This window comes from Streptomyces sp. NPDC006296 (assembly GCF_040613235.1).
Lineage (GTDB): Bacteria > Actinomycetota > Actinomycetes > Streptomycetales > Streptomycetaceae > Streptomyces.
Map to the genome: position 1 here is coordinate 22,079 of NZ_JBEXRT010000043.1, position 13,805 is coordinate 35,883.

Below are 13,805 nucleotides of genomic sequence, written 5' to 3' on the forward strand. Positions count from 1 at the left end.
CCAATATGGCGGTGCGTGCCGGAAAGGGACTCGCTACGATGGGCGCAGCCCGAGGAAAGGTGGCCGAAAGCCGTGGAGACCGCGCAGGCCGGAGACGTGCGGGACCCCGCCCCGGGGCGCGGCGGGTCCACGGGCGCCCGGGGGGCCGCGACGGGTGACGGCGCGCGCATCGGACGCCCGCCGCTGACCGAACGCCGCAGGGCCGCGACCCGGATGGAGATCGCCCGCGAGGCCGTGCGCCTGTTCGCCGACCGCGGGGTGGCCGCGACGACCGCCGACGACATCGCCGCCGCCGTCGGGATCTCGCAGCGGACGCTGTGGCGCCACACCGCGTCGAAGGAGCTGTGCGTCAGCCCGCTGCTGACCCACGCGCTCGACCTCGTCACCGTGCTGATGAGGTCGTGGCCGCGCGACCGTCCGCTGGCGGAGGCCGTCGCCGGGACGCCGTCCTCGCTCGACGGAGCATCGGCGCACCCCGACGCGGAGGCGCTGCGCGCCCTGGTCCGGCTCACCCGCACCGAGCCGGGGCTGCGCGCCGTGTGGCTCCAGGTCCACCACGACGCGGAACTGGTCTTCGCCGAGGTCATCGCCGAGCGGGCCGGCCGCGAGCCGTACGACCTCGAACCGCGGGTGCAGGCGACCCTCCTCAACGGCACGCTCCGCATCGCCGTCGAGCAGTGGGCGTGGAGCCCGGACCCGCACCCCGAGCCGCTGCCCCGCACCCTCCACCGGGCCCTCGGCATCGCCCGGTCCGGGCTGTCCGACTGAGCGGCTCCCTCCGCCCGCGCCCGTCGGCCCCCGACGTGTCCGGTCGCTCCGTCCGTCGTTGACCGGGCATGAACCTGCGGACCGCTTCCCTCGCGGTCGTCGCCCTGCTGGGTGCGACCGGCTGTGTCTCCGTCCCGCCCGAGGCGCAGAAGCCCCGGCCCGCCCTCTCCGGGCGGCCGGACGGCGCCGCCGCCGTGCAGGCGTCCCCGTCGGTGGCGGTCGCGCCCCCGGCCGTGCACGACGCGCTGGGCCGGGAGGACGACACCCGGGAGGGTGCCGACGCGAAGCGGAAGAAGGAGCGCGACGCCCCGGCGGGACCCGCGGCGTCGCCACCGCCCCGCGCGGAGGCGCGGAACCGGCCGCCGCGCGCCGTACCCGCCGCCCCGCCGCGCCTCGCCGGGGTCCCCCGCCCGGCGCCGCCGCGCGGCACCTACGACATGCGCACCGTCTGCGCGACGGGCCAGGGGGTCGCCTCCGCCGAGGTCGTCGACCTGTGCCGCGCCACGTACGGCCGCTGACCGCGGCGTGACGCCGTGACGGCGTGGTCGTGATCGGTCCGGCGCCGTGACGTCGCGGTCGTGCCGGTGTGGCGGCGCGCGGTCCGGGGCGGGAGGGCCTGCCTCCGGCCCGGCCATTGGCCGGGCTCTGGTACAGAGTCCCGGCGAAAAGCTGTACCAATGGATCAGTCCATAGGTCGTCTGTTGAGCCAGAGGTCCCGGACGTGGTCTGATGTCACCGTCGATGGCGCTGCGGATTCCGCGGCGCCCTTTTTCGTGTGAAGGGGTGGGAAGCCGTGCTGAAGAGGGCGTTCGTGGCACTGGATCCGGGGCGGCTGCGGCTGCGCCACGCGACCAGGGCCGTCCTCGGGATCGGACTGGCCGTGGCCGTGTGCGGCCTGGCCGGGCACTCGCTCGCCGGTGCCGTCACCGGTGGCCTCGCGGCGCTGCTCGCCCTCTTCACGGTGACCGATCCCACCGTGCGCGGCCAGGCGGTGACGACCGCCCTCCTGCCCGTGGTGGGGCTTCCCGTCCTGGCGCTGGCCGCCGTGCTGCACGACCTCCCGGTGGCACGCGACCTCGCCTTCCTCGCCGTCATGGGCGCGGGGGTGTACGCCCGGCGCTGGGGGCCGCGCGGCCACGCGCTCGGGGTGTTCGGCTTCATGGCGTTCTTCGTCACCCAGTTCCTCCACACCCTGCCGGGACAGCTGCCCGAGCTGTACGCCGCCGTCCTGCTCTCGCTGGCCGTCGCGTCCGCGGTCCGCTTCGGGCTCTGGTGCTACGAACGCCGGCTGCCCGCCGCCACCGCCGTCGCTCCGGCCCCGGCGCGCGGGCTGGCCCGGGCGACCACCCGGCAGGCGGTCCAGGCGGCGGCCGGAGGGGCCCTGGCGCTGCTCGCGGGCCAGTTCCTCTCCGGGGAACGCTGGTACTGGGCCGTGGGCGCCACCTGGTGGGTCTTCGTCAACACCACCTCGCGCGGCGAGACCCTGGTCCGCGGATTCCGCCGGGTGCTGGGGACCCTGGCGGGCATCCCCGTCGGACTGCTGGTCATCGCCCCGCTGCACGGCGCGCCCCTGCCCTCCGCGGTCCTGGTGGCGCTCGGGGTCTTCGGGATCTTCTACACCGCCGCCGTCTCGTACACCTGGATGATGTTCTCGGTGACGGTCCTGGCGGGGACGCTCTACGGCCTGCTGGGCGTCCTCGACCCCGCGCTGCTCGCCCTGCGCCTGGTCGAGACCGGCGTCGGGGCCCTCGGTGCGACGGTGGCGGTCCTCCTCGTCCTGCCGGTCACCACCCACGCCACGACCGACGCCTGGATCCAGCGCGCCCTGCGCTGCGTGCACGCCTGCACCGCCGAGGCCGCCGCGCGGCTCGCCGGCTCGGCGACCGCCGACCCCGCCCCCCGTGTCGCCGAACTGGACGCGCTCCTCGGCCGGGTGCGGCTGTCGCTGGCCCCGCTCGTTCATCCGCTGAGCCCCTTCCGCGCCCGCAAGGCGCGGGCCGGGCAGGTGCTCGCGCTGCTCGACGTCTGCGTCCGCGAGGTCCGCGGCCTGTCCTCCGTCGCAGCGGACCCGGAGGCCTCGCACGACGCCCGGCTGGCCGCCGCCTGCTGGCGGGTGGAGGCGTCGGTGGAGGCGCTGACGTCCCGGGTGCGCGGACACCGGGCGGCGGCGGCCGTCGACGGAGCCCTCCCACCCGTCCACGCCGCCGAACCCGCACTGGCCCACCTGCACAGCCTGGAGAAGGCGCTCGCCGAACTCGCCGCACCCCTGCACAGCCCGCCGCGCGCTCCGCTGGTCGGCGCCTGACACCTCGGTCGGCACGGTCCGTTCCGGTCAGGGACGGGCCGTGCCGACTGCTACCGTCTGCCGGAAGATCGGGACGGACGTGAAGAGGGGTAGCGCGATGAGCGCCGACCACGGACAGCGGGCATTCATAGGGTCGTTCACCTCGGCGGGCGGGCACGGCATCACCGTCGCCGACGTCGACCCGGACACCGGCGCACTGTCCCTCCTCGCGTCCACCGACACCCTGGCCGACCCGTCCTTCCTGGCGGTCGGCCGCGCCCCCGGCACGGGCGGCACCGTGCTGTACGCGGTCAGCGAGACCACCGACGGGGCCGCCGCCGCGTTCGGCGTGGACGCCGACGGCACGCCCCGGCTGATCGGCGAGGTGCGGCCGGTCGGCGGGAGCGGCCCCACCCATCTGGCCCTCGCCGCCGGACACCTGCTCACGGCCGACTACGGATCCGGCGGCGTCACCGTGCTGCCCGTGCGGGACGACGGCTCGCCCGGTCCCGCCTCCGGCGTCCTGGCGCACGAGGGCCGCGGCCCGGACGGGGAACGCCAGGCGGGCCCGCACGCGCACCAGGTCCTGGCCGACCCCTCGGGGGCATGGGTGCTCAGCGTGGACCTCGGGACGGACTCCGTGCGGGTCTGCGCACTCGACCCCGGCACCGGCTCCCTGCGGCTGCACGCGGAGACGCGGCTGCGCCCGGGCACGGGGCCGCGCCATCTCGCCTTCCACCCGGCCGGAGAACACCTGTACGTCCTGAACGAGCTGGAGCCGACCCTCACCGTGTGCCGCTGGGACGCCGTCGGAGGCGTCCTCGAACCGCTCGGCGAGACACCGGTGCTGCCGCTCGACCACGACGAGGGCGGAGCCGGGCGCACGTACCCGTCGGAGGTGGTGGTCTCGCACGACGGCAGGTTCCTCTGGACCGCCAACCGCGGGCACGACAGCATCTCCGTCCTCACCCTGGACGAGACGGCCGAGAAGCCCCTCCTGGCGGCAGCCGTGGGCTGCGGTGGACGCTGGCCCCGCGACCTCACCCTCGACCCCACCGGACAGTGGCTGTACGCCGCCAACGAGCACTCCGGGAACGTCAGCTGGTTCGCGGTGGACGGACGGACGGGTGTCCCCGCCCACGCGGGGTCCGTCGAGGTCCCCGCCGCCTCCTGCGTGGTCTTCGGCTGACGCCGCTCGCCGGTCGGCACGCCCCCGCGCGGGCGAGCGACCTGCGGCGGGGCGCGGACAGGAAGACCCGTCCGCGCCCCGCCGCACACCTTCCCGGGGGTCAGTGGGCCGGCGCCCCCTGCGGCGTCGCCGGGGTGATGCCCAGCGTCGTCGCGTACAGCGAGAGGACCAGCTTGCCGATGGCCGGGTAGGCGCCGAGCGGCTCGGCCGTCGCGCAGCCGGCCTCCTTGGCCGCGGCCTCCAGCAGCTCCGCGTCGATCTCCGGGCCCACCAGGTACGGCGCGAGCGCGAGCTGCGCGGAGCCGGACCCCTGGAGCTGGGCGGCGATCGCGGCGACCGAGCCCTCCACGTCCAGGGCCGCCGCCATCACGGGCACGGCGAGACGGGCGGCCAGCAGCATCCCGGTGATCCCGGCGGCCTGCACGGCCTCCTCGCCACCCACCGTGGCCAGCACGATGCCGTCGGCGGCGGTCGCCACGGTGAAGAGCCGCGCACGGTCGGCGCGCGCCAGACCGGCCTCCGAGAGGCGCACGTGCAGCGCTTCGGCGAGCAGCGGGTGCGGACCCAGCACATCGGTCAGCTCGGCCTGGGTGCCGCTCTCCGTGACCGCCTGCCGTATGCGCAGGATCGTGGCGCTGTCCGGGCCCGCGAGCAGCGGCACCACGACGGCGGACGGGCCCGAGGGCTCCGGGACCTCGCGGCCCGCGGCGGTGGCCTGCTCGTAGCGCGCGGTGCGCTCGGTGGCGGCGTGGGTGAGTACGGAGGAAAGGGTGGGAAATTCGGCGTCGTCGCCGTCGAGATAACCGATCTGCGCGTTCAGACCGGGCAGCTCGGAACGCGCGATGCTGATCACTTCCTCGGCCAGGCTGCGGGAGGCCGGGGAAGGGGTACCGGGAACGGCGAGAACGAGCGCGGCGGCGCCCTCAGGTGCGACCACGGGCTCCGGGCGGCGGTGCCGTCCGGACTGGCGAGGTCGCGGCATTCGTACAGGCAGGCCGGAAGCGGGCCCAGTGGGGGTGCTCATGGCGCCGCATGCTACTGGTTTTGGGTGCCCCTCTGTTCGGGGAGGGGGCGGTCAGGCGTTATCTGTCCATATATGTCTGTTGAGCGGCATAGCGGGTGACTGACCTGCTCTGTCCGGACAGCCCGGCGTTCGAATCGACCGGACCGGTGACCGGCGCTCATGACCAACTCGCCCTGAGAGCCGTCCTGTCCTTCCCGGCCGGCCGCGCGCCGACGGCCGGCGCGCCTCGCCGCGGGGCCGGAACGCCCACAGGCCTCCGATCTGTGCACCCCCTGCGCCCTGCGTCGCACCGGCTCCGGCGCCGCGGCTCGGCCCTCATCCCGCGTCCGGTACGAACAGCAGGGACGGATGGGCCGGGAGCCGCAGTCCGGGGCCTGCGAGGCTCCGGGCGATCCGCACGGCGCCGTGCAGCGGATCGCCCTGCGCCGGGACCACCCGCGCCTGCGGCACCTGCCGGGCCAGCTCCTGGCGCAACGGCCCGGCCAGGGGCTCGCCCATGCGGAACAGCCCGCCGGTCAGCGCCACCTCGCAGCCGTCGGGAAGCGTGTCGGCGGGCCCCGGGCACACCGCGGCCGCCGCCTCGGCGATGTGGGCCGCCGCCTCGCGCAGGATCCGCGCCGCGACCTCGTCCCCGGCTGCGCAGGCCCCGACCTCGGGCGCGAAGGACGCCAGCAGCGCGGGGCGGTCCGTACGCGGATAGAGCAGGCCCGGCAGCGCGGTGGCCGGTCCGAGGACCGCCTCCAGCCGGGCCAGCAGCGCCGGGGAACCACCGCGCCGCCCGTCGTGGGCACGCATCGCGGCGTCCAGCCCCGCCCGGCCGATCCAGGCGCCGCCGCCGCTGTCGCCCAGCAGGTGCCCCCAGCCGTCCGCCCGGCGCCAGGACGTCAGATCGGTGCCGAGTGCGATCAGGCCCGTGCCGCCCGCGACCACCGCCCCGGGCCGCCCGCCGAGCGCGCCGGCGTACGCGGTCACCGCGTCGGCGGCCAGCGCCACCCGCCGTACACCGAGGGAGTCCGCGAGGGCGCCCGGGAGCCGGGCCCGCAACTGGTCGCCGAGGGTCGCCATGCCCGCGGCCCCGACGGCCGCGGCGGTGACCGCCGCCCCCGGACCCGCCTGTTCCAGCAACCGGCCGACGGCGGGCAGCAGTTGTTCCAGCAGATGCGCTGCGTCGATGCCGTCGGCACCCGTCCGCACCGGCTCGGCACAGGCCTCGGTGAGCACCGCGCCCGCCGGGCCGGCCGGGGCGAGCGCCACCCGCAGGCCCGATCCGCCGGAGTCGACGCCGAGGACGTACGCACCCGAACTCACCGCGGCCGCCGTCCGGTCGGCGCACCGCACGCCACGGGTACCGCTGCCGGCGGACGGGTGCCTGCACGCCTCATACGTGGTCTCCGGGGGAGTGGAGGACTGACGACGACCGGCACCCTACCGCTCCGTCCCGCTCCGGGGGACCGCATGATCACCCGGAGCCGTGTGGGCCGGTAGAGTGACGGGCGTGGCAGCGCGACCGTTGAACGAACTTGTGGAGCCCGGCTGGGCCGAGGCGTTGGCGCCCGTGGCGGACCGGATCGCCGCGATGGGCACCTTCCTCCGTGCGGAGATCGGGGCGGGCCGGACCTACGTCCCCGCGGGGAAGGACGTGCTGCGCGCCTTCCAGCAGCCCTTCGACGACGTGCGCGTCCTGATCGTCGGTCAGGACCCCTATCCGACCCCGGGCATGGCCATGGGGCTCAGTTTCGCGGTGGCGCCCGACGTGCGGCGCCTGCCGGGCAGCCTGGAGAACATCTTCCGGGAACTGCACTCCGACCTCGGCCTTCCCCGGCCGTCCAACGGTGATCTGACGCCCTGGACGCGCCAGGGGGTGCTGCTGCTCAACAGGGCGCTGACCACGGCCCCCGGCAAACCCGCCGCCCACCGCGGCAAGGGCTGGGAGGAAGTCACCGAACAGGCGATCCGCGCCCTGGTCGCGCGCGGCAAGCCGATGGTGTCCGTGCTGTGGGGGCGGGACGCCCGCAACCTCCGGCCGCTCCTCGGGGACCTGCCCGCGGTCGAGTCCGCCCATCCGTCCCCGATGTCGGCGGACCGGGGCTTCTTCGGATCGCGTCCCTTCAGCCGCACCAACGCCTTCCTGGAGCAGGCCGGGCAGCAGCCGGTGGACTGGCGGCTGCCCTGAGCGGTGCCGGACGCCGGTGCCGTACATCGCGTCCCGCATCTCCGGCCGGATGTCCCGCATAGCTTTCCGCTCCTGGGGCAGGAGACCCTCCGACCCGAGTTCCGGGCGACGCACCCCCCTCCGCGTCGTCGCGGGCACCAGGCCCCACCGGCACCCCCCCCCGCCGGTGGGGCCGCCCCGTTTTCCGGGGTCCGCCGGGTCTACCGACGGGCCCCTGCGCCGCCACGGCCGCGGACCACGGGGCCCCGGACCACCCGGCTCCGGACCACCCGGCCGTGGGATCGCACGGACCCTGCCGTCGCGACGGGCCGCCGGCCCCCTGCTGCGGCCGACCCCCGCCGCTGCGACGCGGACCCCTCGGCGGCGCTGGGGCTCCGTCCGGGTGGCGGCCCCGGGCGGGGACGGCCCGGACGCGGGACGCCGCTCGGACGGGTTGCCCACCGCCGTGATGCGCGGCTGCTAGCGTGCCCAGTCCACCGGCCCGGCCGGGCCGGCCGCGGGCGGCTCCGCGGCCGAAGCAGCAGAGGAGTGGTGTCCCATGCGTATCCTCCTGGTCGGCGCGGGGGGTGTGGGTACGGCGATCACCCGGATCGCGGCCCGCCGCCCGTTCTTCGCGCACATGGCGGTCGCCGACTACGACCTCGCCCGGGCGCAGAGCGCCGTCTCGGCCCTCGGTGAGCGGGGCTCCCGCTTCGTCGCGGTGCGGCTGGACGCCTCGGATCCCGCAGCCGTGCGCGCCGCGCTGGAGGAGCACCGCTGCGACGTCCTGCTCAACGCCACGGACCCCCGGTTCGTCATGCCGCTGTTCGAGGCGGCCCTCGCCCACCGGGTCCACTACGTCGACATGGCCATGTCGCTGTCCCGGCCCCACCCCGCCCGTCCCTACGAGGAGTGCGGCGTCAAGCTCGGGGACGCGCAGTTCGACCGGGCCGCCGCATGGGAGGCGGCCGGACGGCTCGCCCTGGTCGGGATGGGGGTCGAACCCGGGCTCTCGGACGTGTTCGCCCGGTACGCCGCCGACGAGCTGTTCGACGAGATCGAGGAGATCGGCATCCGCGACGGAGCCGATCTCACGGTCGACGGCTACGACTTCGCCCCGTCCTTCAGCATCTGGACGACCATCGAGGAGTGCCTGAACCCGCCGGTCGTCTACGAGAAGGGGCGGGGCTGGTTCACCACCGCCCCCTTCAGCGAGCCGGAGGTCTTCGACTTCCCCGAGGGCATCGGACCCGTCGAGTGCGTCAACGTCGAGCACGAGGAGGTGCTGCTCGTCCCGCGGTGGATCGACGCCCGGCGCGTCACCTTCAAGTACGGGCTGGGCGACGAGTTCATCGAAGTGCTGCGCACCCTCCACAAGCTGGGCCTCGACGGCACGGAGCCCGTCTCGGTGCGGAGCAGGGCCGGCGACGCAAAGGTCTCGCCCCGTGACGTGGTGGCGGCCTGCCTGCCCGACCCGGCCGGACTCGGCGAGCGGATGCACGGCAAGACGTGCGCGGGCACCTGGGTGAAGGGGAGCAAGGACGGGCGGCCCCGCGAGGTCTACCTCTACCACGTGGTCGACAACCAGTGGTCGATGCGCGAGTACGGCTCCCAGGCGGTGGTCTGGCAGACCGCGATCAACCCCGTCGCGGCCCTCGAACTCGTCGCGGGCGGCGCCTGGGGCGGCAGCGGGGTGCTCGGCCCCGAGGCCATGCCGCCCGGGCCGTTCCTCGACCTGCTGACCGAGTACGGCAGCCCGTGGGGGATGCGCGAGCAGTGACGGACGCGCAGGCGGCGGAGACCGACGCCCGCGGCGCCCCCGCGCGGACCCGGCACACAGGTGAACGTCGCTCCGCCCGCCGCGCACCGCATCCGACGCCGCGCGCTGATCCACCGGGGACGACGGGACAGCCCTTAGCATACGGAAGGAAATATTCCGCCTGAGTCCAGGCCCGTGACCCGAGCGAGGGAGCATGGTGGAGGACCGCTCCGGATCAGCGCCGCCGGCGAGCCTGAAGCCCGACGCGATCGGTTTCGTCGACGCCCTGGTCATCGGACTGAACGCCACGTCCCCCGCCTACTCGGTGGCGGCGGTGATCGGTCCGGTCGTCGCACTCGTGGGTGTCTACGCACCCGGCGTCCTCTTCGCCTCCTTCGTGCCGATGCTCCTCATCGCCTCGGCCTTCTACTACCTGAACAAGGCCGACCAGGACTGCGGGACGACGTTCTCCTGGGTGACGCGCGCCATGGGGCCGTGGACCGGATGGCTCGGTGGCTGGGCGATCGCGATGACCGGTGTGCTCGTGGTGGGGTCGCTGGCGGACATCGCCGTCAGCTTCGGACTCCTCGCCGTCGGGCTCGACGGCTGGGTCGGCAACACCTTCGTCCGCCAACTGCTCACCGTGCTGCTGATCGTGGTGATGACCGGGCTCTGCGTCATCGGGACCGAGCTGTCCGCCAAGGTGCAGAACGCCCTGATCCTGGCTCAGGTGGCCTTCCTCCTGGTGTTCGTCATCGTCGCGCTCTACCGGGTCTACGCGGGCACCACGTCCTTCGACTCGGTCAGACCCTCGGTCGCCTGGCTCAACCCCTTCGGTGCGGGCGGCGCGGCGCTCACGAGCGGTCTGCTGCTGGGCGTGTTCATCTACTGGGGCTGGGAATCGGCCGTCAACCTCACCGAGGAGGTCGAGGACTCCGCGAGCGCGCCGGGCCGGGCCGGGGTGTGGTCGACGGTGATCCTGCTGGTGACCTACCTGTCCGTCGGCTTCGCCGTCGTCGCGTTCGCCGGCACGGCGTACCTGGTGGAGAACGCCGGGGAGGAGGAGTTCATCTTCGCCCTGCTCGCCCGCGACGTCATGGGCGGCTGGGACTGGATCGTGCTGCTCGCGGTCGCGACCTCGGCGCTCGCCTCCACCCAGACCACCATCATCCCGGCCTCGCGCACCGCGCTCTCGATGGCACGGCGGCAGGCGCTGCCGGCGCGGTTCGCCCGGATCAGCCCGCGGTTCCGCACCCCCGACGTGAGCACCTGGTGGGTGGCCGCCATCGCCATCGCCTGGTACGTCGTCGTGAGCCGGATCAGCGAGAACGCCCTCTTCGACACGCTGACCGCGCTGTCCCTGCTCATCGCCTTCTACTACGCGCTCACGGGCGTGGCATGCGCGGTCTACTACCGGCGCCATCTGACGGAGAGCCTGCGCAACCTCCTCCTCATCGGCCTCGGACCGCTCGTCGGCGCCGGTCTGCTGACCTGGCTCCTGGTGCGCTCGGTGAGGGACATGTCCAACCCGGCGAACTCCTACAGCGGAACGTCCTGGTTCGGCCTCGGGCCCCCGCTCGTCATCGGCATCTGCATCAGCCTCGCCGGCGTGGTGATCATGGTGGTGCTGCGTTTCCGGTCGCCGGCGTTCTGGAAGGAGCGCCGAGGGGTCGTCGACCCCGGCCTCGTCCACGGCAAGGAGTCCTGACATGTCGGTGGTCCTCGGGTACGACGAGTCGCCGGGTGCCGAACGGGCGCTGCGGGTGGCGATCGAGGTGGCCGCCGCCTTCGACGAGCGCCTCGTGCTCGTCTACGGGGCGGCACCGCCCGGACCCCGGGGCGAGGAGTACCGCGCCCACTACGCGGCCATCGCCGAGGAGGGGCGCAGGGGGCTGGAGCACGCCGTCGCCTCCGCCGAGCAGGCCGGGGTGTCCTCCACGGTCGAGGTCATCGACCTCGGCCCGGCGGCGGCCCTGATCGAGGCCGCTGCCCGCCACGGGGCCAGGGTCGTCGTGGTGGGCACCTGGGGCGAGAGCCCGATCCGCGGGGCGCTGCTCGGATCGACCCCGCACAAGCTCCTGCACCTGTCGACCGTCCCGGTGCTCTGCGTCCCGACCGAGGTGTGAGCCGGGACGGCCGGCAGCGGCCGGTCCGCGCCCCGCGGCGGTGACCGGCCGGCCCCGCCCCGTCAGCCGATCACCGCCGCCCGTACACACAGCACGTCCGGCAGGTGCGAGACCAGCTGCTGCCAGCTGTCGCCGTCGTCCGCACTCGCGTACACCTCGCCGTTGCGGTTGCCGAAGTAGACGCCCGCCGGGTCGGCGTCGTCCGTGCACAGGCCGTCGCGCAGCACCGTGCCGTAGTGGTCGCCGTCCGGGAGGCCGCGGCTCAGCGGCTCCCAGGTCTCGCCCGCGTCCCGGGTGCGGTACACCCGGCAGCGGCGGCCGGCGGGGACCCGGTCGGCGTCGGCGTTGATCGGGAACACGTAGACGGTGTCCGGGCGGTGCGGGTGCGCCGCGGCGGCGAAGCCGAAGTCGGAGGGCAGGCCCGCGCCGATGTCCTTCCAGCGCGTCCCGCCGTCGTCGCTGCGGAACACGCCCCAGTGGTTCTGCAGGTAGAGGCGGTCGGGATCGGCTGCGTCCCGCGTGACCTTGTGCACGCACTGACCGAACTCGGGGTCGGGATCCGGCAGGAAGACGGCGGAGACGCCCTTGTTGGAGGGCACCCAGCGCGCGCCGCCGTCGTCCGTGCGGAACACGCCCGCGGTGGACACGGCAACGGTCACCGCCCGGGCGTCCCTCGGATCGGTCAGGATGGTGTGGAGGCCCTCGCCGCCCCCGCCCGGCACCCACCGGGACCGGGTCGGGTGCTCCCAGAGCGGCCGGACCAGCTCGAAGGACTCACCGCGGTCGTCCGACCGGAACAGGGCGGCCGGCTCCGTCCCCGCGTAGACGACGTCGGGGGCCTCCGGGCCGGCGGGGTGCAGCTGCCAGACCCGCTCCAGCGACGCGTCGGTGAACCGCGGGAACCGCACGGCCGGCTGCCGCGGCTCCACCCAGCTCGCGCCCAGGTCGTCGGAGTGGAAGACCGAGGGGCCCCAGTGCGCGCTGTCCCCGCCGACCAGCAGTCTGGGCGTCCCCGCCCGGGTGTCGATCGCGATCGAGTAGATCGCCTGGGCGTTGAAGTGCGGATCGCCGAACTCCCACGTCCCGCCGCGTCGGCGGCCGAGAAAGAGCCCCTTGCGGGTGCCCACGGTGAGCAGTACGTCGGTCATGACAGGACCTCCCGAGACGCCTTTGTGCCGGATACGGGCCAGTCTGCACCCCGCCACCGACAACGCCCCGCAGCGACGGCGCCCGCCCGGCCGGATCGGCCGCGGAGAGACGCCCCGCCGGCCCGGCGGATGCGCCCCACCGGTGCGGGCCGGACCCGCCCCGCAGGGCCGGCCCCGCGCGTCCCGCGGAGGGGCCCGACGTCAGACCGCGTCCCCCCGGAGCGCCGGGGGAGCCGTGCTGCTGCGGACCACCAGGCTCGTCGCCAGGTCGACCCGGGTGGTCGCCGGCCGCCCGCCCCGGCCCAGTTCGAGGACCAGGCGGGCCGCGGTCTCGGCCATCTCGGTCAGCGGCTGGCGCACCGTGGTGAGCGGCGGGCCGATCCAGCGGGTCAGCGGCAGGTCGTCGAAACCGACCACGCTGAGGTCCTCCGGGATCCTCAGCCCCAGCTCGCGTGCCGCCTCGTAGACCCCGAGCGCCTGCAGGTCGTTGCCCGCGAAGACCGCCGTGGGCGGGTCGGGCAGCCGCAGCAGCTCCAGCGCCGCGTGGTACCCGTCCTCGTGGTGGAACTCGCCCTCGCGGACCAACAGGGGGTCCATCGGCAGGCCCGAGGTCTCCAGGGCCGCGCGGTAGCCGTCCAGCCGGGCCCGGCTGCACATCATGCGGGCCGGTCCGCCGATCATCCCGATGCGCCGGTGCCCCAGCCCCGTCAGATGGCGGGTGGCCGCCAGACCGCCCTGCCAGTTCGCCGCCCCCACCGACGGGACGTCGTCCCCGGGATCGCCCGCCGGATCGACGACCACGAAGGGGATGGCGCGGCCGGCCAACTGGGCGCGCTGGGCCGCGTCGAGGTCCGAGAGCACCAGGATCACCCCGGCGGGCCGGCGGGCCAGCACACCGTCCACCCAGGTCTGGCCGGGGGTGAGCCGGCCCGCGCTCTCCGACAGGACCAGGCTGAGCCCCTCCTCCCGCGCGACGTTCTCGACGCCCCGGACGACCTCCATCGCCCAGGCGCTGTCCAGCTCGTGGAAGACCAGGTCGATGAGCCGGGACTGCTGGGAGGCGCCCCGCCTGCGGCGGTAGCCGTGCCGCAGCAGCAGCTCCTCCACCCGGGTGCGGGTGCCCGGGGCGACATCGGCACGGCCGTTCAGCACCTTCGAAACTGTCGGAGCCGAGACTCCGGCCTCCCGGGCGATCGCCGCCAGCGTGGCGGTGCTCTCCGGTGAGTCGTCGGCGGGCGCCTTCTCCCGTGGGGGCCGGACCTCTGCAGGGCTCATGGCTGAATCGTAGCTTCCCCGCCCCCTCGGGACCGCGTGAGGACGCGAAGCGCGAATCTCCGCTCCCACCCTCTTGACGG

At 74.9% G+C, this 13,805-nt stretch carries 12 protein-coding genes; 8 read left to right on the forward strand and 4 right to left on the reverse strand.

Annotation, left to right across the window (positions count from 1 at the left end; all coding sequences use genetic code 11):
• Window positions 1-72 precede the first annotated feature (72 nt).
• From ABZ172_RS25035 to ABZ172_RS25050, 4 genes are all read left to right on the forward strand, one after another.
• The gene (locus ABZ172_RS25035; protein WP_356886643.1) at window positions 73-768 is read left to right on the forward strand and encodes a TetR family transcriptional regulator; all 696 of its coding nucleotides are present in this window, start codon (window positions 73-75) and stop codon (window positions 766-768) included.
• A 68-nt stretch (window positions 769-836) separates the two neighbouring features.
• Window positions 837-1,286 (forward strand): hypothetical protein, encoded by a 450-nt coding sequence (locus ABZ172_RS25040; RefSeq protein ID WP_356886645.1) that lies wholly within the window; start codon window positions 837-839, stop codon window positions 1,284-1,286.
• Between the two features lie 275 nt (window positions 1,287-1,561).
• Window positions 1,562-3,073, forward strand: coding sequence for an FUSC family protein (locus tag ABZ172_RS25045; protein WP_356886647.1), 1,512 nt, complete (start codon window positions 1,562-1,564; stop codon window positions 3,071-3,073).
• Between the two features lie 97 nt (window positions 3,074-3,170).
• A complete protein-coding gene (locus ABZ172_RS25050; protein ID WP_356886649.1) occupies window positions 3,171-4,241 on the forward strand; it encodes a lactonase family protein in 1,071 nt (356 codons plus the stop codon).
• Between the two features lie 100 nt (window positions 4,242-4,341).
• Here the strand turns inward: ABZ172_RS25050 and ABZ172_RS25055 are convergent, their stop codons facing one another.
• Together ABZ172_RS25055 and ABZ172_RS25060 are read right to left on the reverse strand one after the other, a co-directional pair.
• Window positions 4,342-5,265: a hypothetical protein gene (locus ABZ172_RS25055; protein ID WP_356886651.1), complete on the reverse strand. Its 924-nt coding sequence runs from the start codon at window positions 5,263-5,265 to the stop codon at window positions 4,342-4,344.
• A 315-nt stretch (window positions 5,266-5,580) separates the two neighbouring features.
• Window positions 5,581-6,573, reverse strand: a complete 993-nt coding sequence (locus ABZ172_RS25060; RefSeq protein ID WP_356886653.1) for a BadF/BadG/BcrA/BcrD ATPase family protein — start codon at window positions 6,571-6,573, stop codon at window positions 5,581-5,583.
• A 187-nt stretch (window positions 6,574-6,760) separates the two neighbouring features.
• Here ABZ172_RS25060 and ABZ172_RS25065 point away from each other — a divergent pair, with 187 nt between their 5' ends.
• From ABZ172_RS25065 to ABZ172_RS25080, 4 genes are all read left to right on the forward strand, one after another.
• Entirely contained in the window at window positions 6,761-7,438 is a 678-nt protein-coding gene (locus ABZ172_RS25065; RefSeq protein WP_356886655.1) for a uracil-DNA glycosylase, read from the forward strand.
• A gap of 538 nt (window positions 7,439-7,976) precedes the next feature.
• A complete protein-coding gene (locus ABZ172_RS25070) occupies window positions 7,977-9,197 on the forward strand; it encodes a saccharopine dehydrogenase C-terminal domain-containing protein (RefSeq protein ID WP_356886657.1) in 1,221 nt (406 codons plus the stop codon).
• A 193-nt stretch (window positions 9,198-9,390) separates the two neighbouring features.
• On the forward strand, window positions 9,391-10,884 hold the full coding sequence (locus tag ABZ172_RS25075; RefSeq protein ID WP_356886659.1) for an APC family permease: 1,494 nt from the start codon (window positions 9,391-9,393) through the stop codon (window positions 10,882-10,884).
• Between the two features lies 1 nt (window position 10,885).
• Window positions 10,886-11,302, forward strand: coding sequence for a universal stress protein (locus ABZ172_RS25080; protein WP_356886661.1), 417 nt, complete (start codon window positions 10,886-10,888; stop codon window positions 11,300-11,302).
• A gap of 62 nt (window positions 11,303-11,364) precedes the next feature.
• Here the strand turns inward: ABZ172_RS25080 and ABZ172_RS25085 are convergent, their stop codons facing one another.
• Together ABZ172_RS25085 and ABZ172_RS25090 are read right to left on the reverse strand one after the other, a co-directional pair.
• Entirely contained in the window at window positions 11,365-12,450 is a 1,086-nt protein-coding gene (locus ABZ172_RS25085; RefSeq protein WP_356886663.1) for a sialidase family protein, read from the reverse strand.
• 201 nt (window positions 12,451-12,651) lie between these two features.
• Entirely contained in the window at window positions 12,652-13,725 is a 1,074-nt protein-coding gene (locus tag ABZ172_RS25090) for a LacI family DNA-binding transcriptional regulator (RefSeq protein WP_356886665.1), read from the reverse strand.
• Window positions 13,726-13,805 lie beyond the last annotated feature (80 nt).

Excerpts from the sequence above, each read along its gene's own strand:
- ABZ172_RS25070 (WP_356886657.1), top strand. The coding sequence starts at position 7,977 with ATGCGTATCCTCCTGGTCGGCGCGGGGGGTGTGGGTACGGCGATCACC.
- ABZ172_RS25050 (WP_356886649.1), top strand. The coding sequence starts at position 3,171 with ATGAGCGCCGACCACGGACAGCGGGCATTCATAGGGTCGTTCACCTCG.
- ABZ172_RS25090 (WP_356886665.1), bottom strand. The coding sequence starts at position 13,725 with ATGAGCCCTGCAGAGGTCCGGCCCCCACGGGAGAAGGCGCCCGCCGAC.
- ABZ172_RS25080 (WP_356886661.1), top strand. The coding sequence starts at position 10,886 with ATGTCGGTGGTCCTCGGGTACGACGAGTCGCCGGGTGCCGAACGGGCG.
- ABZ172_RS25085 (WP_356886663.1), bottom strand. The coding sequence starts at position 12,450 with ATGACCGACGTACTGCTCACCGTGGGCACCCGCAAGGGGCTCTTTCTC.
- ABZ172_RS25040 (WP_356886645.1), top strand. The coding sequence starts at position 837 with ATGAACCTGCGGACCGCTTCCCTCGCGGTCGTCGCCCTGCTGGGTGCG.
- ABZ172_RS25075 (WP_356886659.1), top strand. The coding sequence starts at position 9,391 with ATGGTGGAGGACCGCTCCGGATCAGCGCCGCCGGCGAGCCTGAAGCCC.
- ABZ172_RS25055 (WP_356886651.1), bottom strand. The coding sequence starts at position 5,265 with ATGAGCACCCCCACTGGGCCCGCTTCCGGCCTGCCTGTACGAATGCCG.